Origin of the sequence: Actinoplanes octamycinicus (genome assembly GCF_014205225.1) — a bacterium.
Classification (GTDB): Bacteria; Actinomycetota; Actinomycetes; order Mycobacteriales; family Micromonosporaceae; genus Actinoplanes; species Actinoplanes octamycinicus.
Map to the genome: position 1 here is coordinate 3,326,594 of NZ_JACHNB010000001.1, position 26,671 is coordinate 3,353,264.

Genomic DNA, 26,671 nt, shown 5'->3' on the forward strand with positions numbered 1-26,671 from the left:
CTGATCGTCACGCGTCGATAGTCGGGAGGTCACATGCCCAGTCAGTGGGAGCAGGTCACGGTGGACGCGGAGGACCCTGCCCGGCTGGGCCGCTGGTGGGCGGAGGCGCTCGGCTTCGTGATCGTCGACGAGTCCGCCGACGAGCTGGAGATCCGGCGTACCCCGGACCAGCTGCCCGGCCTGCTCTTCCTGCGCAACCCGGACGTGAAGAAGGGGAAGAACCGGCTGCACCTGGACCTGCGCCCGGAGGACCAGGAGGTCGAGGTGGAGCGGCTGGTCAACATGGGCGCCCGGCCGGTCGACATCGGTCAGGGTGACGTCCCGTGGGTGACGCTGGCCGACCCGGAGGGCAACGAGTTCTGCGTGCTCTCCGACCGCCGGAGCTAGTAGCGGAACTCGCCGATCAGCGTGCGGATCTCGGTGGCCGCGCCGCTGACCAGCTCGGCCGAGTGCCGGGTGGTGTTCGCGCCCTCCGCGGTGTTCGCGCTGGACCGGGTGATGTGCGAGACGGTGCCGCTGATCTGGCCGGCCGCCGCGGACACCGCGCCCACGTTGCGGGCCAGCTCGTCGGTGGTGGCCGACTGCTCCTCGACCGCCGCCGCGATGGTCCGCTGCCCGTCGTCGATCCGGCCGATCACCTCGGCGATCGCCTGGATCGCGTCGGCCGTGCCGGTGGTCATCTCCTGGATCGCCGAGATCTTGGCGGTGATCTCCGCGGTCGCCTGCGCGGTCTCCTGAGCCAGGTCCTTGACCTCGGTGGCGACCACCGCGAACCCCTTGCCGGCCTCGCCCGCCCGGGCCGCCTCGATGGTCGCGTTCAGCGCCAGCAGGTTGGTCTGCTCGGCGATGTTCGTGATCATCTGCACGATCGCGCCCACCTCCCGGCTGCCCTCGCTGAGCCGGGCGACCGCCTCCGCGGTCCGGGTCGCGCTGGTGGTCGCCTCGCTCGTGGTGGCCGCGGCGGACGAGGTCTGCTTGGCGATCTCCCGGATCGACGCGGACAACTGCTCGGTAGCGGTCAGCATGTCGGTCACCGAGCCGGACACGTCGCCGGCCGAGCTGTCCGCGTTGCGCGCCTGGGCGGAGGTCTCCTCCGCCGACCGGTCCAGCGTGCCGGCCAGCTGCTGCAGCTCGGCGCTGGCCTGGGTGAGCACGTCCACCCGGTCGGCGGTGGCCGAGACGGTGCTCTGCAGCGCGCCGGTCGCCTCGTTCAGCGCGACCGCCATCGCGCCCAGCTCGTCGCGGTTCAGCACCGGGGCGCGGACGGTCAGGTCCCGCTGGGCCAGCGCGCGCAGCGAGTCCAGCATCCCGCGCAGCGGCCGGCGGACCGCGCGCACGGTCAGCGCGCAGGCGGCCGTGGTGATCAGGGCGGCCAGCAGCGCGGCCAGCACGATGAACCGGTTGCTCGACGAGGACGCCTCCGCGCCGCGCGCGGCGGCCTCCTTGACCTCGGCGTACATCCGCTCGTCCAGGGAGCCGAGCTTGTCCTCCAGGTCCGAGTAGACGGTCAGGAAACCGGGCAGCTGCCGGACCGCGCCCGGGTGATCGGTGGCCGCGGTCGCCACCAGGCCGGCGGCCGTCTCGGTGTAGCCGACCACCGACGGGCGGTACTCGGCGTAGTCGGCCTTGAGGCCGTCCGGGGCCAGCTTCGCCGCCTCGTCGTACATCCGCAGCATCGTCTGCCCGTGCTCGGCGACCTCGCCGACGGCCAGCGTGTCCCGCATCTCCGCGCTGGTCGCGTAGAGCGCCGCCAGCACGTCGGCGCGCAGCGCGTCGTGCATCATGTCCGCGTTCCACTGGTCGCTCATCGCCTCGCTGACCGCGGCGATCTCCGCGTTGGCCGCCGACTGGTCGCCGGCGTTGCGCACCGCGAAGCCGGTGACCAGCCCGACCGAGAGGAGCCCGGCGGCGCCCATGACCAGGAGACGACCGACGATGGTGAGGGAAACGGACTCCACGGCTAACCCATCGGCAACCTGGACAACCGGCTTAGGGTGATCACATGACGGCCGCCGACGCCCAGCGCTGGGCCTCCGAGCCCGCCAAGGACAGCGGTTACGGGCGCACGCCCTACCAGCGCGACCGCGCCCGGGTGCTGCACTCGGCCGGCTTCCGCCGGCTGGCGGCCAAGACGCAGGTGCACACCGCGGGCGTCGACGACTTCTTGCGTACGAGGCTGACGCACTCCCTGGAGGTCGCCCAGATCTCCCGCGAGATGGGCGCCCGGCTCGGCTGCGACCCGGACGTGGTGGACGTCGCCGGCCTGGCCCACGACATCGGCCACCCGCCGTTCGGGCACAACGGCGAGTCCGCCCTGGACCAGGTCGCGAGCGCGTGCGGCGGCTTCGAGGGCAACGCGCAGACCCTGCGGGTGCTCACCCGGCTGGAGGCCAAGGTGCCCGGCGCCGGCCTCAACCTGACCCGGGCCTCGCTGGACGCCTGCGCGAAGTACCCGTGGTTCCGCCGGCCGGGCACCCGCAAGTTCGGCGTCTACGCCGACGACGAGCCGGTCTTCCGCTGGCTGCGCGACGGCCGCGGGGACGACCGCCGCTGCCTGGAGGCCCAGGTGATGGACTGGGCCGACGACGTGGCCTACTCGGTGCACGACGTCGAGGACGGGGTGCACGGCGGCTACCTCGACCTGGGCCCGCTGCTGCACGACCCGGCCGAGCGCGCCGAGCTCTGCGCCGACGTGGCCGCCACCTACTCCGACGAGAGCGCGGACCAGCTCGGCGACGCCCTCGACCAGTTGCTCGCCGACCCGGCGGTGGCCGCGGTCGGCGACTACGACGGCTCGTACGCCGCCCAGATCACCCTGAAGCGGATGACCAGCGTGCTGACCGGCCGATTCGTCTCGTCCGCGGTCGGCGCCACGCACAGCCAGTACGGCACCGACCCGATGCGCCGCTACGACGCCGACCTGGTCGTCCCGCGCACGGTGCGCAACCAGTGCGCGCTGCTCAAGGGGATGGCGTTCCGCTACGTGATGCGCAGCCGGGCCGCCGAGCAGTGGTACGCGCAGCAGCGGACCATCCTGGTCGAGCTGGTGGCGGCGCTCGGTCGTACCCCGGAGAAGTTGGATCCGCTCTTCCGGCCGCAGCACGCGGCCGCCGGGTCGGACACCGAAGCCCTCCGGGTGATCGTCGATCAGGTGGCGTCGCTCACCGACCACGCGGCCGTGGCCTGGCACCGCGACCTCTGCTGAGGGCGCGCCCGGACCCTGCTGGCGGTGGCGGCGGCGGGCGAGGCAGGATGTATGCCGTGGCGGGCAGGGTGAAGGACGAGGACATCGCGCTGGTCCGCGACCGGACGTCGATCGCCGACGTGATCGGCGAGACGGTGACCCTGCGCTCGGCCGGCGGCGGCAACCTGAAGGGTCTGTGCCCCTTCCACGACGAGAAGAGCCCGTCGTTCAACGTGGCCCCGGCGCGCGGGGTCTACTACTGCTTCGGCTGCGGCCAGGGCGGCGACGCGATCAAGTTCCTGATGGACGCCGAGCACCTGTCGTTCATCGAGTCGGTGGAGCGGCTGGCCAGCAAGGCCGGCATCCAGCTGCGGTACGACACCGACGGCGCCGCCCCGGCCGGCCCGCGCCCGCAGGCCGGGCAGCGGCAGCGGCTGATCGCCGCGCACGCCTCGGCCGTCGAGTTCTACCGTGACCAGCTCGGCTCGCCCGGCGCGCGGAAGGCGCGGGAGTTCCTCGCCGAGCGTGGCTTCGGCCGGGACTCGGCGGAGAAGTACGGCTGCGGCTTCGCCCCGGACTCCTGGGACGCGCTCAGCAAGCACCTGCGCCTGCAGGGTTTCACCGCCGACGAGCTGATCACCGCCGGGCTCTCCAAGACGGCCCGGTCCGGCTCGCTGATCGACCGGTTCCGCCGCCGGCTGCTCTGGCCGATCCGGGACCTGAGCGGCGACGTGATCGGCTTCGGCGCGCGCAAGCTGTTCGACGACGACGACGGCCCGAAATACCTGAACACCCCCGAGACGCCGATCTACAAGAAATCGCACGTGCTCTACGGCATCGACCACGCCAAGCGGGAGATCGCCAAGCGCGGCCGGGCGGTGATCGTCGAGGGCTACACCGACGTGATGGCCTGCCACGAGGCCGGCGAGCCGACCGCGGTGGCCACCTGCGGCACGGCGTTCGGCATCGACCACATCGGGGTGCTGCGCCGGCTGCTGATGGACAGCGACAGCTTCACCGGCGAGATCATCTACACCTTCGACGGCGACGCCGCCGGGCAGAAGGCGGCGCTCCGCGCGTTCGAGGAGGACCAGCGGTTCGTCGGGCGCACCTTCATCGCGGTCAGCCCGGACAACATGGACCCGTGCGAGCTGCGCCTGGCCCGCGGCGACCTGGCGGTCCGCGACATGATCGCCGGCCGCGAGCCGCTGGTCGACTTCGCGCTGCGGCACACCATCTCGCGCTTCGACCTGGACACGGTGGAGGGCCGGGTGGAGGCGATGCGCCGCGCCGCGCCGCTGGTCGCCAAGATCAAGGACCGGGAGAAAAGGCCGGAGTACGCCCGGAAGCTGGCCGGCGACCTCGGCATGGACCTGGAGCCGGTGCAGCGCGCGGTGAACAACGCGCTGCGCGGTGACGCCGCGGCCGAGCAGCAGGCCGCGCCCCGCCCGGCCGCCCACTCGCCGCAGCGGCTGGTCGAGCGGGACGCGCTCAAGCTGGCGCTGCAGGAGCCGGTGCTGGCCGGCCCGATGTTCGACGTGGTCGGCCCGGACAACTACGGCGACCCGGTGCTGCGCGCGGTCCGCGAGGCGATCGAGGCGGCCGGCGGGGCCGGGTCCGCGGTCAGCGGCGTGGTCTGGATCGAGAAGGTGCGCAACGCCTGCACCGACCTGGCCGGCCAGGTGGCGGTCGGTGAGCTGTCCGTCGAGCCGCTGCTGATCGACGGCGTGCCCGACCCGCACTACGTGCAGGTCACCCTGGCCAAACTGCAACTGCCGCGGGTCACCCAGGTGATCCGCGACCGGAAATCGAAACTGCAACGGCTCAACCCGGTCACCAGCAAGGACCAGTATCTGGCGCTGGCCGGGGAGCTCTTCTCGCTGGAACAGCAGGCGCGCGCCCTGCGTGAACAGGCAGCAGGTGGGATGTGAAGCTCTTCCGACGGCGGCCCGCGCTGCCGGCCGCCGACCGGCCTCCGCTCGAGGCGGAGGAGCGGGTCATCGCCTGGTGCGCCTGCGAGCCGGGCGGCGTCGTGGTGGCCACCAACCGGGGGATCTGGCTGCCGGCCGCCGCCGACCGGCTGGGCTGGCACGAGATCCACAAGGCCGCCTGGTCCGGGCGTGAGCTGCGGATCACCCCGGCCGAGGTGGCCGAGGAGCGGGACGGCTACACCGTGCTGGTGGACGGGCCGGTGACGACGTTCCTGCTGCTCGAGCCGGGCGAGGTGCCGGACCAGGTGCGGTCCCGGGTGACCCGCTCGGTGGCGTACACCACGCACCACGAGCTGGACGGCGGCGCGGTCCGGGTGGTCGGCCGCCGGGTGACCGGGCAGGACGGCCTGAGCTGGGCGGTCCGCTACGACTCCGGGACCCCGGTGGACCGTCCGGAGATCGTCCAGGCGACCGACGAGCTGGTCGGCGCGGCGCGGAAAACTGTCGCACCCCCTCCGTAAGGTCGGGGGCGTGAGTGCCCTCATCCATGCCCGCGGATTGATCAAGAGGTTCGGCGACTTCACCGCCGTCGACGGCATCGACGTCGACGTGCAGCCCGGCGAGGCGTTCGGCTTCCTGGGGCCCAACGGCGCCGGCAAGAGCTCCACCATGCGGATGATCGGGTGCGTCTCCCCACCCACCGCCGGTGTGCTGCGCATCCTCGACATGGATCCGCTGCGGGACGGTCCGGCGATCCGCGCCCGCCTCGGCGTCTGCCCCCAGCTGGACAACCTGGATGTCGAGCTGTCCGTCCGGGAGAACCTGACGACCTACGCCCGGTTCTTCGGCATCCCGCGCGCCACCGCCCGCCGCCGGGCCGACGAGCTGCTCGAGTTCGTCCAGCTCAGTGAGCGCGCCGGGAGCAAGGTGGAGCCGCTGTCCGGCGGCATGAAACGCCGGCTGACGATCGCCCGCGCGCTGGTCAACGAGCCGGACCTGGTGCTGCTCGACGAGCCCACCACCGGCCTCGACCCGCAGGCCCGGCACCTGGTCTGGGAGCGCCTGTTCCGGCTCAAGCAGCAGGGCGTCACGCTGGTCCTGACCACGCACTACATGGACGAGGCCGAGCAGCTTTGCGACCGCCTGGTGGTGATGGACGGCGGCCGGATCGTGGCCGAGGGCTCGCCGCGCGCGCTGATCGAGCGGCACTCCACCCGCGAGGTGGTCGAGCTGCGCTTCGCCACCGAGGACCAGGGGACCTATGCCGGCAAGCTGGCCGGCATCGCCGACCGGATCGAGGTCCTCCCCGACCGGGTGTTGCTCTACGTCTCCGGCGGCGACGACGCCCTGGCCGAGGTGCACCGCCGCTCGCTGAGCCCGGCCTCCGCCCTGGTCCGTCGCTCCAGCCTGGAGGACGTCTTCCTGCACCTCACCGGCCGCACCCTGGTGGACTGACCGATGACCGCTGCGGCTTACGTGCTGGAGTATCACCTCGTCAACTACAAGCGGACCTGGCGGTCCAGCGCGCTTTCCACGCTGGTGCTGCCGCTGCTCACCATGCTCGGCTTCGGCCTGGGCGTCGGCGGCTACGTGCAGACCGACATCGACGGCGCGGCCTACCTCGACTGGATCGTGCCGGGCCTGATAGCCATGAGCGCGGCGCAGACGGCGCTCGGCGAGGCCACCTGGCCGGTGCTGAGCAGCTTCGAGTGGATGAAAACGTATTTCGCCCAGGCCGCCGCGCCGCTGCGGGTCGCCGACATCCTCGGCGGGCACCTGGCCTTCATGCTGTTCCGGGTGCTGATCAGCAGCACCGCGTTCACACTGGTCGCGGCCTGCTTCGGCACCATGCACTCGGCCGCCGTGGTGGCCGTGCTGCCGGTGGCCGTGCTGGTCGGCCTCGCCGCCGCGACCCCGGTGATGGCGTACACCGCGAGCATCCGCAGCGACAGCTATCTGGCCATCCTGTTCCGGTTCGCGGTGCTGCCGATGTCGCTGTTCTCCGGGGTGTTCTTCCCGATCGAGTCGCTGCCGACGCTGCTGCGCTGGGTGGCCTACGCTCTGCCCCTCTGGCACGGCGTCGACCTGACCCGCGCCGCCACCCTCGGGGTGAACCCCGGGACAGCCGGCCTGTGGCATGTGCTCTACCTGCTGAGCTGGTGCCTGGCGGGCTGGTTCCTGGCGCACTGGCGGTTCCAGCGACGGCTGGTGATCTGACGATGAGGGGTGTTCCACCGTGCTGACCCTGGTCCTGCCGAAACTGGTGTCGTTCGAGGGTAGCGCCGGCCGGTCGGTGCGGGTCACCGAGCGCAACCTGAGCGCGCTGAAATCGGCTTACTGGGTGGTGTTCGCCAGCGGCCTGGTCGAGCCGGTGCTCTACCTGTTCTCCATCGGGGTCGGGGTGGGCGCGCTGATCGGTGACATCGCGCTGCCCAGCGGCCGGTCTGTGAGCTACACCGAGTTCATCGCCCCGGCCATGCTGGCCGCCTCGGCGATGAGCGGAGCGCTCACCGAGACCACCTTCAACTTCTTCGGCAAGATGAAGTTCATGCGGCTGTACGACGGCATGCTCGCCACGCCGATCCGGCCGTTCGAGATCGCCATCGGGGAGCTGATCTGGGCGATGGCCCGGGGCAGCATCTACTCGGTGGCGTTCCTGGCGATCATGGTCGCGATGGACCTGACCACGCCGTTGCGGGCGCTCGCCGCGTTCCCGGCCACGGTGCTGGTCGGGTTCGCCTTCGGGGCGCTCGGGATGACCACGGCCACGCTGATCCGCAGCTGGCAGGATTTCGACCTGATCGGGGCCGGGCAGTTCGCGCTGTTCCTGTTCTCCGGCACGTTCGTCCCGGCCGAGTCCTATCCGGCGGCGCTGCGCTGGCTGGTCGAGCTCTCCCCGCTGTACCGGTCGGTCGACCTGATCCGCGGGATCAGCCTGGGCGCGGTCGGCTGGATCCAGGTGGTCGACGTGCTCTACCTGCTGGCGCTGCTCGCGGTCGGCCTGGTCGTCTCCGGGCGCCGGATGGGCCGGTTGCTCTGCAAGTGAGGAACGCCCGGCCCCGCGGGGCCGGGCGTTCTCCGCGCGTTCGGGTCAGCCTTGACTGAGGCCGTGATCGGAGCCCTTCTTCAGCTTGCGAGTGTCCCGCAGCTCCAGGAACGGCTCCTCGTCGGCCGGGTGACCGGCGGCGATCGCCCGCCCGCGCTCCAGCTCGGCGTCCAGCTCGGCGCCCAGCATGATCGCCATGTTGGAGATCCAGAGCCAGACCAGGAAGGCGATCACCCCGCCCAGCGTGCCGTAGGTCTTGTTGTAGTTGGCGAAGTTGGCCAGGTAGACCGCGAAGCCGGCGGACGCGGCCACCCAGAGCAGCACCGCGAAGATCCCGCCCGGGCTGACCCAGCGGAAACCGCCGGTCTTGGCGTTCGGCGAGGCCCAGTAGAGGATCGCGAACATCAGGCTGACCAGGATCACCAGCACCGGCCACTTGGCGATGTTCCAGGTGGTCACGGCCACCCCGCCGAGGCCGATCTTCTCGCCGACCACCCGGGCCAGGTCACCGGTGAACACCACGATCGCGGCCGAGGCGATCAGCATCACGCCGACCACCGCGGTGACCCCGACCCGGATCGGCAGGGTCTTCCAGATCGGCCGGCCCTCCGGCACGTCGTAGATCGCGTTGGACGCGCGCATGAAGGCGGCGATGTACCCGGAGGCCGACCAGAACGCGACGAGCAGACCGATGACCGCGGCGAGCCCGGCGCTGCCGGTGCCCTTCACCTGGCTCAGCACCGTGTTGACCAGCTCCTGGAGCTGAGGGTTCGGGGCGATCTCGCCGACCGCGTCGGTGACGGTGCGCTGCCCGGCCGGGCCGAGCATGCCGAGCACCGAGACGATCACCAGCGCGCCCGGGAAGATCGACAGGACGCCGTAGTAGGTGAGCGCCGCGGCCCAGTCCGAGACGTTGTCCTCGGAGAACTGCTTGAAGGTCCGCTTCAGCGCGGCGAAGATGCCCTTCGCCCGCAGATCGGTGGGCCCGTCCGGCCCGGCGTCCGGTCCGGGCGCGTCGATCTCGCGGGGGTCGGGGGAGTGGCCGACGTCGGTGGTCCCGGCGGCGGCCAGATCGAAGTCCTCGGCGCCGCGGCGGCGCGCGTCCGCGGTGTCGTCACCGGATGACGGCTTCGTCCCGGCGTCGGCGGCCGGGACGGTCGCCGCGACGTCCTTGTCGTCGGGATCGTGGTGCCCTTCCGGGCGGTGTCGGAGTCTCATGCGGACTTCCCTTCGGGCGAGGCGACCGGTCGCCGCGCGCCACCACTCCCCGTTGCGACGTGCGAAGACGACCTGTGGAGTGTGATGCCCGGGGGACGCCGCACCTAACCCTGCGCCGCCGTGCTGACCCGGGAAGAACGAGGAGCGTGACGGCTCCGGGCGTACCCCCGGCAGTCGTCCACGGTCCGGCGCGGCGAGCGGACCGCAACCCGACGCGGTCGTGGCGGCCGCAGGCGTGACCGAAACCGACCACTGCGGCCTTCTAGCGGTCGATCCAGCGATCCGAGTCGATCGGGACATCGGTGGGCATGAGCGCGCAGCGACCTTCCCGGCCTCGCAAGGCGGGCATTTGCCACGTGCTGGGGCACGCGCCGGACGCACGAGCAGCCGAACGTTGCATGTCCATTTGAACAGATAGTGCACGCGAGCGTCCGTCCGAAAACGCTCTCCCGGGCTTCGCTCCCGCTTGCTACTCGCTGGTCACCCCGCCCGCGAACATCGTCGCCCGCCGATGAACGTGACGATTTTCGATCATGAATCCGCCGGTCACGGTGTCGCACGGCAAGTACGCCGATGATCCGCAGCGCGCCGCACGCTCGTATCGGAGGGCAGGACATTCCAGGATGGAGGCAGCCATGGCATCCCGATGGCTGGGTACTGGCGGATCAAGGGACGTGCCGCGGATGGTCCATACTGGAAGCGTCGGCACGAGCGAATGCACGTGCACCTGCACGGGTCGTCTCGTCCGGGGAGGAAACTGATGCGGCTGCGACATCCCTCCGGCCGGATCGTGCACCTCGCCTGCGGCGTGAGCCTGATCGAGGCGCGGACCCCAGCCGACGCCTTCGCGACGATCGACGCGGTCGCCACCGAGCTGCGCGCCGCCCTGGCCGCCGCCCGCCACGACCTCGGCCGGCTCGGGATCGCCCTGCGCCTGCCCTACCCGCTTGCCGCCGCCCTCGTCGACGACGGGCGCGCCCGCACCCGGCTGCGTGCCGAACTCGACGCCCGAGGCCTCGACGTCGTCACGCTGAACGGCGGGCCCGACGCCGAGGGCGGCGGCCCGCCCCCACTGCCCGACTGGAGCGAGCCGGCCCGGCTGCGGCACACCCTCGACCTGGCCCGGATCCTGGTCGGCCTGCTGCCCGACGAGGAGGTCCGCGGCGCGGTCGGCAGCTGCGGGCTGGCCCGCCGCGCGGACTGGGATGAGGCCCACGAGCGGGCCGGCGCCCGGCACCTGTCCCGGCTCTCCGGCGGGCTCGCCGACCTGGCCTGGCGGGTCGGGCGCGCGGTCCGGGCCGGCTTCCAGCCCGCGCCCGGGCAGGTCCTGGACAGCCCGGAGGACACCGTCGCCGCGCTGACCCGGGTGGACAAGGACCGGCTCGGCGTCTGCCTTGACCTGGCCCGGGTGGTCCGCGACTGGCCGGACCCGGCGGACGGCGTCGACCGGCTCACCGACGCCGGCCTGTCGGTGATCACGGCGCGGATCACCGACCCGGCGGCCGCCTGGCAGCCGGTGCTGCGTCACCTGCTCGCCGCGGACACCGCCCGCACCGAGTACATCGAGGTGGACGCACCCGGCTCGGCGGCCGGGCACCTGGCGTACGTCATCAATGAACTCACCACCCTCGGCCTGGTGCCGGAGCACCAGCCCTGCCCCGCGCCCTGATCCGACGCTGAAGGCCGCCTCGGGATCGAGGCGGCCTTCAGCGCGTCATGCGGATCGTCGCGGGTCAGAGCCCGCTGCCGGACCCCTTGCTGCCGCTGCTCGACAGGGTGTCCGACGGGGCCAGCAGCTCGTCGGTGCCACCGCCGGTGCCGGTCTCGTGGTGCGCCGTGCCGAGCTTCTCACCGAGCTTGGACGACTGCAGCTTGTCCTTGCCCTCGGTGTAGAGCTTGTTGGCCTGAGCCTGGGCGACGCCGGCGGCCTCCTGCACCGTCGGATGGTCCCAGAGCTTCTGGGCGTTCGTCCGGATCTCCTCGTACTTCTCCCGGCCGGCTCGGCTGCCCAGGACGAAGCCCGCCGCGAGGCCGGTGAGGAACATCAGCTTTCCGCGCATGATGGCGGCTCCTTCCGATTCGTGACGCTCACGCGTCTGGAGGCGTGCATACCCATCCTGCCGCGCCGATATGCCGTCCATCCTGGTTTCACTCCTGTTGCCGGAAGTCGCACCAGTGACATCCGCCCCGCCACGCGGCACGGGGGTATCCCCTTCGCGCGCCCCGGGGATCGTCGTGTAATCTTCTCTCCGTCGCCAGGGAAACCGGGCGGCGAGCACGATCCCCTGTAGCTCAATTGGCAGAGCAGCCGGCTGTTAACCGGCAGGTTATTGGTTCGAGTCCAATCGGGGGAGCGATACTTCGAGGCCCGCTTCCGCGGGCCTTCGTCGTTTCCGGCGGCAGGCGGCCCACTCGCGGCCACGCCCTCCTCCGACCGCTCACCCCGGTTTTCGGTACGCCCGCAGCGTGCCGTTCCTGACGAGGCGTCGCCCGGGTCTGCCGGGCTCGTCCTTTCGCCCCCTAGGCCCGAAGTGCGCGGTTACGCTGAGGCTTGCGTTGTTCGCTCTCAGTGAGGTGGTTATGTCGCAGCCGGTCGAGGTGGACGTCGTCATCGTCGGCGGCGGTCTCGCCGGACTTTCCGCGGCCCGCCGACTGGACCGAGCCGGCGTGGAATGGCTGCTGGTCGAGGGCTCCGACCGGATCGGCGGCCGGATCGCCACCGACGTGCACGACGGCTGGCGGATGGACCGCGGCTTCCAGACGCTGAACACCGCCTACCCCCGGCTGCCCGCCCTGGTCGACGTCGACGCCCTGGAGATGAGGTATTTCACCTCGGGCGTGCTGGTCCGCCGCGGCGGCCACCTGCACCGGCTGGAGAACCCGCTCCGCGAACCGCTGACCACGCCGCAGACGCTGCTCTCCGGGGTCGGCTCGCTGACCGACCGGCTCAAGTTCGCCGCGCTGGTCACCCGGTGCGCCACCACGCCCGCCGCGCGGCTGCTGGAGGCGCCCGAGACCACCACCCAGGAGATGCTGCGCAAAGCCGGTCTGTCCCACCGGATCATCGAGGAGGTGCTGCGGCCGTTCTTCTCCGGCGTCTTCGCCGACCGCTCGCTGGACACCTCCAGCCACGTCACCGCGATGGTGCTGCGCTCCTTCGCCCGCGGCCGGATCGGGGTGCCGGCTCTCGGCATGGCCGCGCTGCCCGCCGCGGTGGCCGGCCCGCTGCCCTTCCCGCAACTGCTGATCGGCGCCCGCACCCTGAGCATCGGCTCCGGCATGGTGGTCACCGAGGGCGGCGAGATCCACTGCCGCGCGGTGATCGTCGCCACCGACCCGGTCAGCGCCGCCGACCTGCTCCCGCAGCTGCCGAAACCGGACATGCACGGGCTCACCACGTTCTACTTCGGTGCCGACCACGCGCCGCTCGACGAACCCATCCTGCTGCTCGACGGCGACCGCCGGGAGATCATCGCGAACACCGTGGTGATCAGCAACGCGGCCCCCGAGTACGCGCCCAGCGGCCGCAGCCTGATCGCCGCGACCGTGGTCGGCGTCTCCGCCCCGTCCAGCGCCTCCGAGGCGGTGATCCGGGTCGAGCTGGCCCGGATGTACGGGACGCCGACCGACGACTGGGAACTGCTCAACGTGATCAGCCTGCCGAACGCCCTGCCCGCGGCCCGGGTGCCGCAGGCCGCGCTCCGCAAGCCGGTCGCTCTCGGCGACGGCCTCTTCGTCGCCGGTGATCACCGCGACAGCCCGTCCATCCAGGGAGCGATGGCCGGCGGCTGGCGCACGGCTGGAGCGGTCCTGGCGTCACTCGGCGCCCGGGTCGGGGTGTAGGTCCCTGTCTGGAGGCTTCAACATGAGTGACATCAATCCGGAGAACTTCGCCGAATTCACCACCCAGGACGACGGCGAATCACCGAGCATCGGCGAGGAGGGCCTGCCGGCCGTGATCGACCTGCAGCCCCCCGACATGGTGACAGACCCGCGATCCCAGATCGTTTTGTTGCCACAGACGCTGGTGGAACGATAGATCGCTAGCTGCGGGAGCGGGCCGCGGGTTACTATCGCCGCCGGTACGGGGCGGTAGCTCAGTGGGTTAGAGCAGGGGACTCATAATCCCTCGGTCGCGGGTTCGAGTCCCGCCCGCCCCACCTTTGCCGGCCTGGGGGCGACCCCCAGACCCCGCGTTACGGGGTTGGGGTTGGCTCGTCGGTCGCGGTCCGCGCCAGGACAGGTTCACTGGCGCGGAGTGCACGCCTTGATTTGAAGGCGATGGACCTCTGTCGTGCCGTGCGACTACCAGCTCGCGAGTATTGAGCACCTGAAGCCGGACCGCGATTGCTGGCCGTACTGCAGACCGCACCCGCGGGTAGGGATCGTGGTGCGTCGCTTCTGCTGAGGTCGCCGCGGTCTGATGTTCTGCAGCAGTGCCTCGCGGCTTGCCGCCGGAACCGGTGGTCACCGGGGGCAAGCCCTCTCGCAGAGCCGTCAGGCGCCGGCCAGGCGGGAGGCGGCCAGTGCGTTCAGGGAGACACCCTGCTCTGCCGCCCGGATGGCCAGGCGGCGGTGGACCTCTTCGGGTACTCGGACCTGGAACTTGCCGGAGTAGTGGCGGTCGGCGATGGCCACGGGCGGGGTTTCGCCGGAGGCTTCCATGTCGGCGACGATCTCTTCGGCGACGCGCTGGATGCCGATGAAGGCCTCCATGCGGTCTTGGGCGAGCCAGGAGACGGAGGGCAGTTCGGCGACGGTGCCGACGTACTCGTTGTCTTCGGCTGACCAGTGAACTCGGTAGGTGTAGTGGTCTGCCACGCTCACGATCGTTCCCCAACTTCTCGATCGCGGTCAGCACCTGCTTGACCTGGTAAGGCTTGGCCTTGCCACCCTTGTCCTGGATGTTGACCCGGCGTCGCCGGGCCACGGCATCTTGAACACGTAGTGCGATGTGCCTTGCGATCGTGGTTCCCCGAAGTAGTGCCGACAGACGAACAGCAGATCCGCGAACCGGACGTTGTTCGGGTTCCGGCGCATCTCCGCCAAGATCTTCGCCAGTCTGTCCGCCAGGTCTTCCGCGGTACTCCGTTCAGTATCGCGGGTGATACTACGAACTTGGAGGTGCCGAGGGGCCGAGACGTAGCTGCTGAACGCCGGCACTGGCGGTCAGTGCCGGTGGGGTTGCGGGCGGGTGTGCGTGAGCAGGGCGCAGCCAAGATCGAATGGTCCGCAATCAGTCCGCACGAGGTCCGCAAAGGCAGTGCAACGCTGTCAGATCATGACCAGCGTTTCCGCAGCTCGGCGGACTTTTGTGCCGGTAGATCGACTGCTCATAACGTCTCGGTCGCGGGTTCGAGTCCCGCTCGCCCCGCAACCGTTGACCAGCACATTGATGGTCGCCGAATGTGGCATTGCGCCAACCAGGTGTCGTTCGCGTGGTGAGGCGGTCCCGAAGGCGTGGTCTGGGTGGTTTCATCGTGTGCTCCGGGCCGCCGTATGGTTCACCTCTCTTCCGGCCGGCGCGCTTTCGGTGTCATCGGATGTCGCGACCGGCGCAACAAACTTCGCATGCGCCGCGTCCAGCGGTGATGGCGTCGACAGTCGGTACCCACGTCAGGTCGGATTGGACGCCGCCGCGTCGCTCGATACGTCGCCAGCCGTGGTTGAGGGCCGCACAGCCTTCACTCAGGTGGAAGACGGAGCCGCCAGAGGTGACTGCGACGCGTTCCGGGCGCGTGCCGGCTGACGGGCGGCACTGCCAGCATTGGCGGGTGATGAGGTCATGGACGCAGCGGGAGTCGAGCTGTTGCGTGGCCTCAAGCAGGCCGGTTCTTGCCAAGGCGTCCGCCCGTTCGGCCGCAGCGCCCGAGGTGGTGACCTCCTCGACCCACCGCACCTGATGGCGCTGAGCGGCTGAAGTCAGCCGCGACCTGAGGTCGCGATGTCGGCCGACAATGGTTTGATCGGCATGAACGTGCACCGCGACGGGTCGCGTCAGTAGGGCGAGGGCCTCGGCAACCGCCGTCAACAGCATTCGGTCGCTGGACGTCGGTGCGAGTTCGGCGCCGTGGACTTCACGGCTGCGACCTCCGTATTGAAGGACAACTCCCCATCCGCCCGGACCACGATTGCCGTCGCACACACCGGCAGGGAACACGTCGACTGCTCGCTGCCGCTTTACATGCGCGTCTGCCATCCGCGACACCCCGATTTTGATCGTAGTTGATCGATGCCAGGGCGGTGCTGGCATGGCCAACAGTGGTCGCCGGGTGGATCGGCGGGCCAGCCGTATGTGGTTTGAACAGTTCAAACGTTTTGGCAGTGGGTTCCGGGGATGTCCGCGGGGCGGATCGCATGGTGCATCGCCCGGCCGCCATTCAGGTCTGCGAGCTGCGTCGATGTTTGCCTAGTTGAGTGCCCGATAGGCCGGATACCCGGCTGAGGCTGCGGTCACCTCGTGCGTCCATGACTCGCACATGAAGGAGATCGACGTGTTCCGACGCATCGCCCTCGGCAAGGCCGTCGAGGTTTCCGACGCTCACGACAATGGAGGCAAGTGACGGAGAGATACGCGTGAACCTGGCCGATGTCAACGACAATGCCGATTGGTAGTAACTGCTCAAACGAGTGGACCGGGCCGAGCGCGACCAATGCGCCCCCGTCGATCACGTCCTATGCGACCACGACGAAAAGCAGCCCGGCAACGCTCGGTGGTGCTCCTCATGAACATGCCGGTTGGCGTACGAGCGCAGTCGAGGCTGATGAGCAGCAACGGTTCCCCGGCGGCCTTCCGTATCGGCACCTCCGTCTGGCGTAGATGCCTTTACCTGACAGACCAACGTTACTAATCGTTCTATGATCGCTACTCAACGTCTTCTATGGAGGTCGCCTGTGCCCGCTGGAGGATCTGCGATCAGCCGAGCCTTACGTGAGCGTGAGCATGCGGCAGAGCTCATGCGCCGGTACCGGCGAGCACAGGCCGTCGCAGCTCGATACGAGGCGGCGGCAATAGGCGAGCAGCAAGTAGCCGCCGCCCTGATCGCGTTGACCGGAGCTGGCTGGACTCTACTGGTGGACCGACGTTGGCCGAGCAATGCGGTATCCAATGTCGACATGATTCTGGTTGGGCCGGGCGGAGTCTTCGTTATTGACGTCAAGAACTGGAGAAGCCCGCCGAGCGCCCTCGACGGCCGGCTCCACGCAGGCTCGGAGGATCGTCACCAAGAGATCATCAAACTCCGCGCGATCACGAGCAGAGTGCAAGATGAGCTGGCAATCCTCGATATGGCGCCGGCCGTCGTGGCTTCAGTCATGGTGTTCGCGAACCAATCAGTTGAACAGTGTGTCGGTACGGTTTTCCTCCGCGGCGTCAAAGAGATCGCGCCGTGGTTGGCGGCCCTGCCACGCCGCCTCACCACACCGCAGGTCGGCCGAGTGGCCGTTCACCTCGCTGGCAAGTTTCCCGCGTACGACACACCCGACCTCGTTGAGCGGCCGGTACGGGTTGACGGCAGTGACCCCCAGCAACAGGCGCCATCGCTCTTCGACGTGGATGCGATCGCTCGCGCCGAGCAGCAGTCCGTGCTGGCCCGCCCGATCGAAAGTTGGATGACATATCTGCATCCCGACCAGCTCGCCATCGTCAGACGCCGATGGAATGGCCCGGCCCGGATCAGTGGCGCGGCTGGTACGGGCAAGACCGTCGTAGGCCTACATCGGGCCGTGTGGCTCGCCCAGCGCACGGTAGGTAAAATCCTCTATGTCACATTCGTGAAGAACCTTCCCCGGGTTCAGGCGCAACTCCTGGCGCGCCTTTCTCCGGCGGTCGCCGACCGGGTCGAGTTTTGCAGCCTGCACGCTTGGGCGAGGTCGCTGCTTGACCAGCGTGGAGTGCACCTACGAGTGGATCTCGCGGCGGTCGGCAACTGCTTCTCCCGCGCATGGCTGCATGTCGGGAGAAGCAGCGTTCTGGCAGAGCTCGAACCGAACCCGACGTACTGGCAGGACGAGATCACCTACGTTATCAAGGGGCGAGGCTTCACTGAGCTGGGACAGTACCTTACGGCTACCCGGCCCGGACGCCGAACTGCGCTGCGACGCGTTCACCGCGAGGCCGCCTGGCAGCTATACCTGGAGTACGAACGTCTGCGTGCCGAGCGTGGAGTGCACGACTTCACCGATGTACTCACCGAGGCCGTCGCCGTCCTGCGTGACCCAGCCGCTCGGCCCCGGTACGCCGCCGTCATCGCTGACGAGGTACAGGATTTGACTCTCGTCGGGGTGCGCCTGCTGCATCAGCTCGTCGGTGATGCGCCGAACGGCCTGCTGCTTATCGGTGATGGTCAGCAGGCCGTCTACCCTGGCGGCTTCCGCCTCAGCGACGCCGGCATCGACATCCGGGGCGGACGCGCCGAAGTCCTGCGGGTGAACTACCGAAACGCTGCGGACATTCTCACGGCGGCGCTACAGACCCTCGACGGGCAGCCCTTCGACGACATAGACGGGACAGTTGTCACCACTGGCCCTGCCGTGGAGACCGCCTATCGCGACGGTCGTGTGATCCGCGTCGACGCTGCCACTGCTAACGAACACGACCAAGCCTTCCTCGCCGCCGTGAGGCAGCTGGCCGGAGACTCATCCGACGATAGGCGGCTTGGTGACGCGGCAGTGCTCTGCGCCCGGAAGAAGGACGTCGTCTACTACCAGCGCCTACTGACCCGCGCTGGCATCCCGAACAGCAATCTTGAGGACTACGACGGGCAGGCCACCGGCGAGCTAAAAGTGGGAACGTTTCTCCGTTCCAAGGGACTCGAGTTCAAGCATGTCTTCCTGCCGCATCACGACCGCGACGTAAGGAAAGCGCAGACGGGCAGCCTCACCGAGACCGACCGCCTGGCACTGGCGAAGCGGCAGCTCTTCGTCGGCATGACCCGCGCACGCGACGTGCTGTGGATCGGCGCTGTCCCGGATGCGAAGCTGCCGCGACCCAGAACCGGGCAGGAGGCAGCTGCTGTGCCGGACTCTCCACCGCTCGGCTCGCGGTGAGGTTGTGGCGGATGTCGGCGCATCATAACGGCGGGCCCTACGCTGGGCGCTGCGCGCCCTTCGTAGACGTGCGGATGGAGGCGACGCCATCTTGGTCTCCCGGCCTGGTAACGCAGCCGCCCGAGGCGGCTGAAGGTCGGTATAAATCAGGCTGAGGGACTGGCCGAACGGCCCATGAACTGGCCAAACGCTCCTGCAGTGGATCGCCGGTGATGATGATCGGGCGGTTCGCATGGTGTAACGCCCGGCACACAACCTGCTTGGCCAACACATTTGCGCTGGTCAAATGATGCATTGCGCGAACCCGGCGGGGTTCGGGTGGTGAGCTGGGTATCGAGCGCGTTTGCGGGGCTGAGGAGGGCTTCGTCGATACATGGAGGAGGAACCGCGCATGACCCGGCTCACCATCGAGCGAGTGCACCGCTTGTCGAGCCGCCCTTGGCTGTTCGTTACCGGTCAACTGGACGGCGACGCCCTACGCATCGGCGACGAACTTACGGTCTTGGACGGTGGTGCACCCTCCGGTCTTGCGGTGGTGAGATCCATCGAACTGCACACCGCATCGTCGAAGACCACGGTCGCCGTCGACGTAGACGTCGTTGACTCTGTTCGGAAAGGTGCGGTACTGGCCCGCGTCAGCTGAGCCGGCATGTGAGAGCGCTGGGTGCCGGGATGCGGATCATCTTCGACTTCGGCGGTGACCTTCGGCAGATCTCCTGGGGCTCTGCGCGGCTTGAGTTTCGAGCGCTCGAGCGGCGGCCAGTTGGCCGCCATCAGTGCTTACATTGAACTTTAACGATGTCTTGAGCTGGTCAAACGTCCCGTTAGCGGGTTGCCGGAGACGGTGGTGGGGTGGTTCGCATGGTGCAACGTCCGGCCCACCTTTGCCGGCCTGGGGGTGACCCCCAGACCCCGCGTTACGGGGGATGCGGTTTGAGCTTCGGTCGCGGTCCGCGCCAGGACGGGCTCACTGGCGCGGAGTGCGCGCCGTCGCCAAAGCTTGATCTTGAAGGGGTTGGACCTCTGTCGTGCCGTGCGGCTGCCCGTTCGCGAGTCTTCAGCACCTGAAGACGGACAGCGATTGGCAGCCCTACTGCAGAGCGATGATCGTGGGTGGATCCACGATCCGGATGCGGGTAACCGAAACTGCGAGAGCGGTCCTCCTGCCGTACTACGTCCACTGCTACTTGATGCATCCCGCGGTCCTGGAGTTCCTCGGCCAGCAGGTCAAACAGGGAATCCAGCCAAGCCTGACCCAGGGCAGCTTCAGAAAGCTGCCCATCGCTCTGCCCCCGGTGGACATCCAGCAGGAGGTCGCCGAGGTGGCACAGGCGTTCCGGACCAAGATTGAAGTCCCACGAAAGGGTCGCCGAACTGACCCGGCAGCTGTACAAGCAGGTAGTTTCCTAGATGGTCGGTAACCGGGTGACGCTACGGGCGTAGCACCAGGATTTGCTCACGGTGATGATCACGTTGTTGTCAGAGCTGGCGCTTGACAGCTCGCGCCTTCGATCCGATCGACCGCGCCGACTAACCAGGCCGACCCTTTCACCTCCCCGGGGCAGTTAGTGATGCTGAACTCGAAACCTTGGTCGCCGAGGCGGTCGTGGATTGCTACGACGAGTATGAGCAGCTCAGTGGCCTCTTCGTCATGATCCAGGAACGTTTGACGGTCCCGTTCGAGACGGAGCTTCTCGGTGTGCCGGTGGTGATCCGAAAGGTAGATCTGCGTTCGTCGGGGGTCGTGGCGATCTGCCATCGTGGCCGGCTACGGCAGGCGATCAGGATTCTGGACCTGCCGTTGCTGGATCCCGCACCGGAGGATGTGCGGTGGATCCAGGCGTACCGGTGGTGGGCGGCCGGCTCATGAGCGAGTACCAATACTACGAGTTTGTCGCCCTCGATCAGGCGTTGTCGGCGAAGCAGCAGGGCGAGTTGCGGGCAGTGTCGTCGCGTGGGCGGATCACGTCGTCGGGATTCATCAACGACTACCAGTGGGGCGATCTCAAGGCTGATCCGGCCAAGTGGATGGAGCGATACTTCGACGTACACCTGTATCTGGCCAACTGGGGCTCGCGGCGGATCATGTTGCGGTTGCCGAAGGCGGCACTGGCGCCGGAGACGGTGGAAACGTTCTGTATCGGGGAGTCGGCCGGCTGCTGGACGACTCGTACCCATGTGATCCTCGATCTTCGTAGTGAAGATGAGGACGGTGACGAGGAATGGTGGGACGAGGAAGGACGGCTCGCGGCCATCGTTCCGGTCCGGGAGGAGCTGGCCGGCGGTGATCGGCGGCTGCTGTATCTGGCCTGGCTGCTGTGTGTGCAGAACCGGGAACTGAACGATGACGAGCCGGAGCCGCCGGTTCCAGCCGGACTGGCGAACCTGAGCGGGCCGTTGCAGTCCGTGGCCGATTTCCTTCGCTTGGATCCTGATCTGCTGGACGCGGCGGCTGTGGCGAGCCGGCCGTTGGCTGAGAAGATTCCCTCCGCCGCCGAGTTGCGCCGCTGGGTGGCGGATCTGCCGGAGGCGGACAAGGACGAGATGCTGCTCCGGGTGCTCCGTGGCGATGCCGGGTTGCTGCGGTCGGAGTTGCTGCGGACGTTTCATGGTGTGGCGGAGGAGCTGCCTGCCGGAGACGGGCGGACCGCCGGAGATCTGCTTGCCGCCGCTGAGGAGCGCTGGGCTGCACGGCAGCAGCAGAATCGGGAACGAGAGGCGTCCGATCGCCAGCGTCGTGAGGAAGCGGCCGCCGCGGCCCGCGAGGAACGTCTGGACGAGCTGGCACAGAATCCGGTCCGCACTTGGAACCAGGTGGACGAGCTGATCGCGACGAAGCGTCCGAAGGACTACGACACCGCGGTGGCACTGCTTTTGGATCTACAGGCGCTGGCGGTACGGGAGGGCGAGATCTTCGAGTTCGCGGAGCAGATGACCCGGCTGCGGGAGCGTCATGCGCGGAAGCCGAGCCTGATCGACCGTTTCGATCGGGCCCGGCTGGACTGATTCGGCTGCCGGGTTGGCGGTGGCCGGCGTGTGAAGATTGGCCGGTGGTGTCCGTTGACGCGGTGACAGAGGACGAGGTCGCTCGGCTGCGTCGTGAGCTGGAGCGGCTACGGACGGAGAACCAGCGGCTGTCGCGTCTGCTGGATCTGCGAGGCCAGGACACCGCTCCGGCCCCGGAGCAACTCGCCGCGATGGCCACGCCAGAACCGGTCACGATGGCGTCGTCGGCGACGCAGAAGCTGGCGTTCTACGCCAACCTGTTCCGGGGGCGGCGGGATGCTTATGCGACGCGTTGGGAGAACAGCCGGCTCGGTACGGCAGGGTGGTCTCCCGCGGTGGCGGGTGGCTGGCGTAAGGGGATGGACCGGCGTACGGCGGCCTATCTGCCGCTCACCGCGGAGGTGGTTGCCGCCCATCTGGTCGGTGACGTGTTCATGGGCCTGTATCCGCTGCTCACCGACAACACCTGCCAATTCTTGGCCGCCGACTTCGACGGCAGCACCGCGATGCTCGATGCGCTGGCCTACTGCAAGGCGGCCCGTGCCAGTGGGGTGCCCGCGGCTTTGGAGATGTCCCAGTCAGGGCGTGGAGCGCATGCCTGGATCTTCTTCACCGACCCGATTCCCGCGACTACGGCCCGGTCGATAGGAACGGTTCTGCTGCACGAGGCCATGGTGCTTCGGGGATCGATGGATCTGCGCTCGTACGACCGGCTGTTCCCGAACCAGGACGTTCTACCGGACGGAGGTCTCGGGAACCTGATCGCTGCCCCGCTGCAGGGCAGGCGCCGCAAGGACGGCCTCACGCTCTTCCTCGATCTGGCGACCCTGGAACCGTACGAGGACCAGTGGGCTTTCCTGTCGGTCCTCGACAGGCTCAGCCCCGGCGACGCGGAAAGAATCGCTCGCCGCGCGAAACAGGCTGTCGTCGGTGCCGGGGTGGCGAAGATGAGGAGTTCGGATGCCACCAAGGTGCATCCGCCGCTGCCCATGACGGTGCAGGCAGACCTCGCGGCGGGACTGAGCATCGACATCTCGCAACTGCCGCCGGCCGCGCTGGCCACTTTCAAGCACGCGGCCTCGCTGGCCAATCCGAAGTTCTACGAGTTGCAGCGGCTTCGCAAGTCGACCTGGGACACGCCGCGATTTCTTCGTGGGTACGACATCACGCTCGACGGTCGCCTGGTTTTACCGCGCGGGTTGCGGCACGCAGTCGGACGAATCGTTGAGGACGCCGGATCCCGATTGGCGGTCACGGATACGCGGGATGCCGGCACGGAGATCGAGGTCGCTTTCACCGCCGAGCTGACCGCCAGGCAGAGCGCCGGGGTGAGTGCGATGCTCGCCCACGACGACGGCATGCTGGTGGCTCCACCAGGCTCCGGGAAAACCGTCATGGCCTGCGCGATGATCGCAGAACGCGCCACCTCGACCCTGATTCTCGTCGATCGCAAAGCGTTGGCCGAACAGTGGCGATCGCGCATCGAGCAGTTCCTCGGCGTACGGCCGGGGCAGATCGGCGGCGGCCGCCGCAAGCTCACCGGTGTCGTGGATGTCGCGATGCTGCCCTCGCTGGCTCGGCGTGCCGACGTTGCGGACCTCATCACCGGGTACGGGCACGTGATCGTCGACGAATGTCACCACCTTGCCGCCGCCGCGTACGACCATGCGGTCAAGCAGATCGGCGCGCAGTTCTGGCTCGGGCTCACCGCTACACCGACCCGCCGAGACGGCCTGGGGGAACTTGTGACCTGGCAACTCGGCCCTGTCAGGCACACCGTGACTGACGAGGACCCGGATACGCTCGCCGCCGTCTGGCAGGAAGAAGCCGGTCCGCGTCGCCTGCTGTTCGTGCACGAGACCCAGTTCCGGGCTGCTGAGGGGGACCTGTCGTCGCCGGGCGCACTGGCGGCCGTGCACCACTCCCTGATCGAGGATGAAGCACGAAACACCCAGATCGTCGACGATGTCGCGGCCGCCCTCGCCAAAGGGCGCAACTGTCTCGTGCTCACTCGCCGGGTTGCCCATGTCGACGTTCTGGCTTCGCTCCTCGCGGACCGCGGACATCAAGCACTCCTGTTGCAGGGCGGCATGACCACTGCGGATCGGCGTGCGGCAGTCGACCGGCTCGCCGAGGCGAAGGCCGGCGACGGGATCCTGGTCATCGGTACCACGCCGTTCATCGGCGAAGGCTTCGATGCGCCTGTACTCGACACCCTGTTCCTGGCCGGGCCGATCTCCTTCGACGGCCTTCTGATCCAGTGCGCCGGCCGGGTCATCCGAGCGGCGCCCGGCAAGGACGTCGCGGAGGTGCACGATTACCACGACCCGGCGACGCCGATCCTTGCCGTTTCGCTGCAGCGCCGTACGCCCGGCTATCGGGCGCTGGGCTTCGCCAAGCTGTAGTGGCTTTCGGATTTTTCGAATAGCGATATGCTGGCTTCATGTCGAGCACCCTGCGTGAACGGACCGTTCTACCTCCGGAAAACCCCGCCGACCTGGTGCGCTTCGCGCGTGGTCTGGCCGACGCCGAGGCTCCCGCGCGAGCGAAGCTGGTGGGCCCGGACGGATCGCAGCTCGACATCCCGGCCGAACTCTACGAACTGCTGCGCGACGTCGTCGGTGCCCTGTCCCAGGGCATGGCCATCTCGATCGCCCCGCACAACACGATGCTGACCACCCAAGAAGCCGCTGACCTGCTCAACATCTCACGACCCACGCTGGTCCGCCTGCTCACCGACGGCGAGATCCCGCACAGCCTGCGCGGCCGGCATCGGCGAGTCCTGCTGCGTGACATCCTTGACTACTCCGAACGCACCCGCACCGAACGCCGCCGCACCCTTGACCAGATGGCCGCCGATGCCGAGGACGACAACCTGTACGAGATCACCCTCGACTCCCTGCCGTCGAGGTGACAGCCGGTCATGGTGGCGCGCCGACTCCATGCGAAGGCGCCTGAAATCCATTGTGCCGTCTCCTTCTTGAGACGCTTCACCGCACAGCGCGGCCGGGCCGCTCGTTACGGCCCGGTGTCCTGTCCCCACGGACCTCGCTACCGGGGCTGCCGCCACTACACCGGTGGATCATGGGGGCGTCAACTTCTCGATGGTGTCCAACGGGATCGCGACCAAGCCGCGTTGTTGCAGCCGGGTGTAGGTGTCGCTGCCCGGGGCACCGGTGAGCGGCCCGTGATAGGGCACGCCTTGGAGGCCGGCGGCGGTGAACGAGTTCCAGCACCCGTCGGCGGCGAGGATGGCGCTGTTGCCGACGACCGGCACGTGGCTGACGACGGCACCGAGCGATCCTCGGTTCACATTCTGGGGTGCGTAGAAGCCGAGCAGGGCGCCGTCCGGGCCCCACAACGGGCCCTCCGGGCCGGCATCGGCGGACCCGCTTGCGGCCTGCGTCCAGACAGTGGCACCCTCACCCACGGCAGGACCCGTGAGGGTACGGACGTGGCTGAGCGTCACCTCGTGATACCGGTAGCCGTCGATGCGGGTGCGCCCGGTCAGCTTTCCCCGGGCGACGATGACCGACACTCCTTCGGACCGTGCCCGGGACAACGACTCCGGCAGAGCTAGGCAGGCGTTGGCGGCCAGACCCGCGTCGGCAGTCGTGGGCGACTCGGCTGCTGTCGAGCTCGTCGTCCCCGGCGCCTCGCCGAGGCGGGACCAGATGCCCACGCCACCGGCGACGAGCATGACCCCGGCGGTCACGGCGAAAATCGTCTGCCGCCGGCGTCGGGCGCGCTGCTTGACCCGCAGCTGGGTCAGGACCACGTCCGGGTCGGCGTCGTGACGCGACAGCACGTCGCGCAGGTGGGCCGGATCCATCAGGTGTCAGCCTCGTTCCGCGGTTGTCGCGGCCAGCCGCAGGGCCGCGCGGGCATGGGACAGGTGTGACCGCACCGTGCCGGGTGAACAGGCGAGGACGTCGGCGATGTCCTCGTCCGTACGGTCGAACAGGTAGCGCAAGATGACCGCGACGCGCTGGTGGGCGGTCAGGTGGGTGAGCAAGCGCACGACGGTGTCACGGCTGTCCACCGCCGTGTGCGGATCGTCGCCGGCGCGGTCCAGGACGGCGAGGTCGGCGGTGGCCTGGGTCCGCCGTCGCCGGGTCTTCCGCCGTTCGGACAGGAAGGTCGTGACCACGGTACGGCGGACGTACGCCAGCGGGTTCTCCATCTGTCGGATCCGGCCCCACCGGGCCGAGACGACCATCAGCGCGTCCGACAGGATGTCCTCGGCCAGGTGGTGATCGCCGGTCAGCGCGCCGGCGAACCGGGCGAGGCCGGCCATCTCGGCACGGAGGAACTCCTCGAACGTCACAGCGACCTCATTCGGTGGTACTGCCGGTCAGGCGGAACGGCACGGTTCAGCTTGACAACGCCACGACGCGGCCTCCGTGTGGAGGATGACGCGGAAAATTCGTGGGGAATGAGGGCTGTGCGTGCCGGCCGTCGCTGCCGGCGGACCGGTCGGGAAGCGCTTATGAAACGTCCTGGGGTCAGCCGAAGAGGGCGGCGGGAATGTCGGCGTAGAAGAGGGCCGGGTCGTGGGCCAGGGAGGCCTTGACGTTGGCTGTCGGTTTGTCGGCGATGACCTCCAGCTTGCCCGCTTCCAGGCCGTCCAGGGCCTGGGCGACCACCTCGTGCGGGGGGAGTTTGGGGATGTCGAAGCCGGCCATCATGTCGGTGTCGGCGATGGCCAGGGCCAAGGCGGTGACCTGGGTCTTCTGGTCGGCCAGTTCGAGTCGGAGGCCGTTGGTGAGAGACCATTCCGCCGCCTTGGATGCGGCGTAGCCGTTGCTGGCGGGGGCGAAGGCGTACCAGCTCAGGGCGGAGATGACGGTGAGGATGGCGCCGCCTGCGAGTCGGGGGGCGAAGGCGCGCGTGACGTTCAGGGTGCCCCAGAAGTTGGTGTCGAACTCGCGGCGGATGTTCTCCGTGGAAGGGCCGAGCAGGGGAGCGTTCGACGAGATGCCGGCGTTGTTGACCAAAATGTCCAGGTCGCCGACCTCGGCCGCTGCGGCCTCGATGGAGGCCGGGTCGGTGATGTCCAGCCGGAGCGGGACGACGCCGGGGATGTCGATACGGTCGGGGCGCCGGGCGGTGGCGTAGACAGTGGTCGCGCCGCGGGCGAGGAGAGCCTCGGCGAACGCCTTGCCGAGTCCGCGGTTGGCGCCGGTCACTAGGGCTTTTGCACCGTTGATCTGCATGTCGCCACGCTAAGACCTCACA

At 68.8% G+C, this 26,671-nt stretch carries 25 protein-coding genes and 2 tRNA genes; 19 read left to right on the forward strand and 8 right to left on the reverse strand.

Features of this window, described 5'->3' with window-relative positions; all coding sequences use genetic code 11:
• Positions 1 to 33: 33 nt before the first annotated feature.
• Entirely contained in the window at positions 34 to 387 is a 354-nt protein-coding gene (locus BJY16_RS14985; protein ID WP_185040041.1) for a VOC family protein, read from the forward strand.
• Here BJY16_RS14985 and BJY16_RS14990 read toward each other — a convergent pair.
• Positions 384 to 1,958, reverse strand: a complete 1,575-nt coding sequence (locus BJY16_RS14990; protein WP_185040042.1) for a methyl-accepting chemotaxis protein — start codon at positions 1,956 to 1,958, stop codon at positions 384 to 386. The genes BJY16_RS14985 and BJY16_RS14990 overlap by 4 nt on opposite strands.
• A 44-nt stretch (positions 1,959 to 2,002) precedes the next feature.
• Between BJY16_RS14990 and BJY16_RS14995 the strand changes: the two genes are divergently transcribed.
• The 6 genes from BJY16_RS14995 to BJY16_RS15020 are packed head-to-tail and all read left to right on the forward strand — an operon-like array spanning position 2,003 to position 8,161.
• Positions 2,003 to 3,205, forward strand: coding sequence for a deoxyguanosinetriphosphate triphosphohydrolase (locus tag BJY16_RS14995; RefSeq protein ID WP_185040043.1), 1,203 nt, complete (start codon positions 2,003 to 2,005; stop codon positions 3,203 to 3,205).
• Positions 3,206 to 3,252: 47 nt separating this feature from the next.
• Positions 3,253 to 5,115 (forward strand): DNA primase, encoded by a 1,863-nt coding sequence (dnaG, locus tag BJY16_RS15000; protein ID WP_185040044.1) that lies wholly within the window; start codon positions 3,253 to 3,255, stop codon positions 5,113 to 5,115.
• Positions 5,112 to 5,636 carry a hypothetical protein gene (locus BJY16_RS15005; RefSeq protein WP_185040045.1) on the forward strand — a complete coding sequence of 175 codons (525 nt, stop codon included), beginning with the start codon at positions 5,112 to 5,114 and terminating at the stop codon, positions 5,634 to 5,636. The genes dnaG and BJY16_RS15005 overlap by 4 nt, the downstream gene beginning before the upstream one ends.
• Before the next feature lie 10 nt (positions 5,637 to 5,646).
• Complete coding sequence (locus BJY16_RS15010; protein ID WP_185040046.1) at positions 5,647 to 6,570, forward strand: ABC transporter ATP-binding protein; 924 nt, start codon at positions 5,647 to 5,649, stop codon at positions 6,568 to 6,570.
• A 3-nt stretch (positions 6,571 to 6,573) separates the two neighbouring features.
• Positions 6,574 to 7,332 carry an ABC transporter permease gene (locus tag BJY16_RS15015; protein ID WP_185040047.1) on the forward strand — a complete coding sequence of 253 codons (759 nt, stop codon included), beginning with the start codon at positions 6,574 to 6,576 and terminating at the stop codon, positions 7,330 to 7,332.
• Positions 7,333 to 7,351: 19 nt separating this feature from the next.
• Positions 7,352 to 8,161, forward strand: a complete 810-nt coding sequence (locus BJY16_RS15020) for an ABC transporter permease (RefSeq protein WP_185040048.1) — start codon at positions 7,352 to 7,354, stop codon at positions 8,159 to 8,161.
• Between the two features lie 45 nt (positions 8,162 to 8,206).
• Here BJY16_RS15020 and BJY16_RS15025 read toward each other — a convergent pair whose 3' ends face one another.
• The gene (locus tag BJY16_RS15025) at positions 8,207 to 9,379 is read right to left on the reverse strand and encodes a YihY/virulence factor BrkB family protein (RefSeq protein ID WP_185040049.1); all 1,173 of its coding nucleotides are present in this window, start codon (positions 9,377 to 9,379) and stop codon (positions 8,207 to 8,209) included.
• Positions 9,380 to 10,139: 760 nt separating this feature from the next.
• Between BJY16_RS15025 and BJY16_RS15030 the strand changes: the two genes are divergently transcribed.
• Entirely contained in the window at positions 10,140 to 11,048 is a 909-nt protein-coding gene (locus tag BJY16_RS15030) for an IolE/MocC family protein (RefSeq protein WP_185040050.1), read from the forward strand.
• A gap of 64 nt (positions 11,049 to 11,112) precedes the next feature.
• Here BJY16_RS15030 and BJY16_RS15035 read toward each other — a convergent pair whose 3' ends face one another.
• Positions 11,113 to 11,439, reverse strand: a complete 327-nt coding sequence (locus BJY16_RS15035; RefSeq protein WP_185040051.1) for a hypothetical protein — start codon at positions 11,437 to 11,439, stop codon at positions 11,113 to 11,115.
• Positions 11,440 to 11,660: 221 nt separating this feature from the next.
• On the opposite strand from BJY16_RS15035, the gene BJY16_RS15040 reads away from it, so the two are divergent.
• The 4 genes from BJY16_RS15040 (at position 11,661) to BJY16_RS15055 (ending at position 13,539) form a co-directional block, all read left to right on the forward strand.
• Positions 11,661 to 11,733 (forward strand) — tRNA-Asn (locus BJY16_RS15040).
• A 226-nt stretch (positions 11,734 to 11,959) separates the two neighbouring features.
• Positions 11,960 to 13,222: an NAD(P)/FAD-dependent oxidoreductase gene (locus tag BJY16_RS15045; protein ID WP_185040052.1), complete on the forward strand. Its 1,263-nt coding sequence runs from the start codon at positions 11,960 to 11,962 to the stop codon at positions 13,220 to 13,222.
• A gap of 22 nt (positions 13,223 to 13,244) precedes the next feature.
• Positions 13,245 to 13,418 carry a hypothetical protein gene (locus BJY16_RS15050; RefSeq protein WP_185040053.1) on the forward strand — a complete coding sequence of 58 codons (174 nt, stop codon included), beginning with the start codon at positions 13,245 to 13,247 and terminating at the stop codon, positions 13,416 to 13,418.
• Positions 13,419 to 13,465: 47 nt separating this feature from the next.
• Positions 13,466 to 13,539 (forward strand) — tRNA-Ile (locus BJY16_RS15055).
• Positions 13,540 to 13,876: 337 nt separating this feature from the next.
• Here BJY16_RS15055 and BJY16_RS48420 read toward each other — a convergent pair.
• A complete protein-coding gene (locus tag BJY16_RS48420) occupies positions 13,877 to 14,206 on the reverse strand; it encodes a type II toxin-antitoxin system HicB family antitoxin (protein ID WP_185040054.1) in 330 nt (109 codons plus the stop codon).
• A gap of 709 nt (positions 14,207 to 14,915) precedes the next feature.
• Entirely contained in the window at positions 14,916 to 15,578 is a 663-nt protein-coding gene (locus BJY16_RS15065) for an RNase H family protein (protein WP_185040055.1), read from the reverse strand.
• Positions 15,579 to 16,237: 659 nt separating this feature from the next.
• On the opposite strand from BJY16_RS15065, the gene BJY16_RS15070 reads away from it, so the two are divergent.
• From BJY16_RS15070 to BJY16_RS15100, 7 genes are all read left to right on the forward strand, one after another.
• Positions 16,238 to 18,427, forward strand: a complete 2,190-nt coding sequence (locus BJY16_RS15070) for a nuclease-related domain-containing DEAD/DEAH box helicase (RefSeq protein WP_185040056.1) — start codon at positions 16,238 to 16,240, stop codon at positions 18,425 to 18,427.
• Positions 18,428 to 18,800: 373 nt separating this feature from the next.
• Positions 18,801 to 19,070, forward strand: a complete 270-nt coding sequence (locus BJY16_RS15075; RefSeq protein WP_239176502.1) for a hypothetical protein — start codon at positions 18,801 to 18,803, stop codon at positions 19,068 to 19,070.
• Positions 19,071 to 19,617: 547 nt separating this feature from the next.
• Positions 19,618 to 19,848: a restriction endonuclease subunit S gene (locus BJY16_RS48960; RefSeq protein ID WP_373873402.1), complete on the forward strand. Its 231-nt coding sequence runs from the start codon at positions 19,618 to 19,620 to the stop codon at positions 19,846 to 19,848.
• A 167-nt stretch (positions 19,849 to 20,015) separates the two neighbouring features.
• Positions 20,016 to 20,297 (forward strand): hypothetical protein, encoded by a 282-nt coding sequence (locus BJY16_RS15085; protein ID WP_185040058.1) that lies wholly within the window; start codon positions 20,016 to 20,018, stop codon positions 20,295 to 20,297.
• Positions 20,294 to 21,433, forward strand: coding sequence for a hypothetical protein (locus tag BJY16_RS15090; protein ID WP_185040059.1), 1,140 nt, complete (start codon positions 20,294 to 20,296; stop codon positions 21,431 to 21,433). Before BJY16_RS15085 ends, BJY16_RS15090 begins: the two co-directional genes overlap by 4 nt.
• A gap of 44 nt (positions 21,434 to 21,477) precedes the next feature.
• Positions 21,478 to 23,838 carry a DEAD/DEAH box helicase gene (locus BJY16_RS15095; protein WP_239176505.1) on the forward strand — a complete coding sequence of 787 codons (2,361 nt, stop codon included), beginning with the start codon at positions 21,478 to 21,480 and terminating at the stop codon, positions 23,836 to 23,838.
• A 38-nt stretch (positions 23,839 to 23,876) separates the two neighbouring features.
• Positions 23,877 to 24,347: a helix-turn-helix domain-containing protein gene (locus BJY16_RS15100; protein WP_185040060.1), complete on the forward strand. Its 471-nt coding sequence runs from the start codon at positions 23,877 to 23,879 to the stop codon at positions 24,345 to 24,347.
• Between the two features lie 168 nt (positions 24,348 to 24,515).
• Here BJY16_RS15100 and BJY16_RS15105 read toward each other — a convergent pair whose 3' ends face one another.
• The 3 genes from BJY16_RS15105 to BJY16_RS15115 all read right to left on the reverse strand — a co-directional run bounded on the left by BJY16_RS15105 (position 24,516) and on the right by BJY16_RS15115 (position 26,649).
• Positions 24,516 to 25,265 carry a hypothetical protein gene (locus BJY16_RS15105; RefSeq protein ID WP_185040061.1) on the reverse strand — a complete coding sequence of 250 codons (750 nt, stop codon included), beginning with the start codon at positions 25,263 to 25,265 and terminating at the stop codon, positions 24,516 to 24,518.
• Positions 25,266 to 25,271: 6 nt separating this feature from the next.
• A complete protein-coding gene (locus tag BJY16_RS15110; RefSeq protein WP_185040062.1) occupies positions 25,272 to 25,760 on the reverse strand; it encodes a sigma-70 family RNA polymerase sigma factor in 489 nt (162 codons plus the stop codon).
• 178 nt (positions 25,761 to 25,938) lie between these two features.
• Positions 25,939 to 26,649 carry an SDR family oxidoreductase gene (locus BJY16_RS15115; protein WP_185040063.1) on the reverse strand — a complete coding sequence of 237 codons (711 nt, stop codon included), beginning with the start codon at positions 26,647 to 26,649 and terminating at the stop codon, positions 25,939 to 25,941.
• Positions 26,650 to 26,671 lie beyond the last annotated feature (22 nt).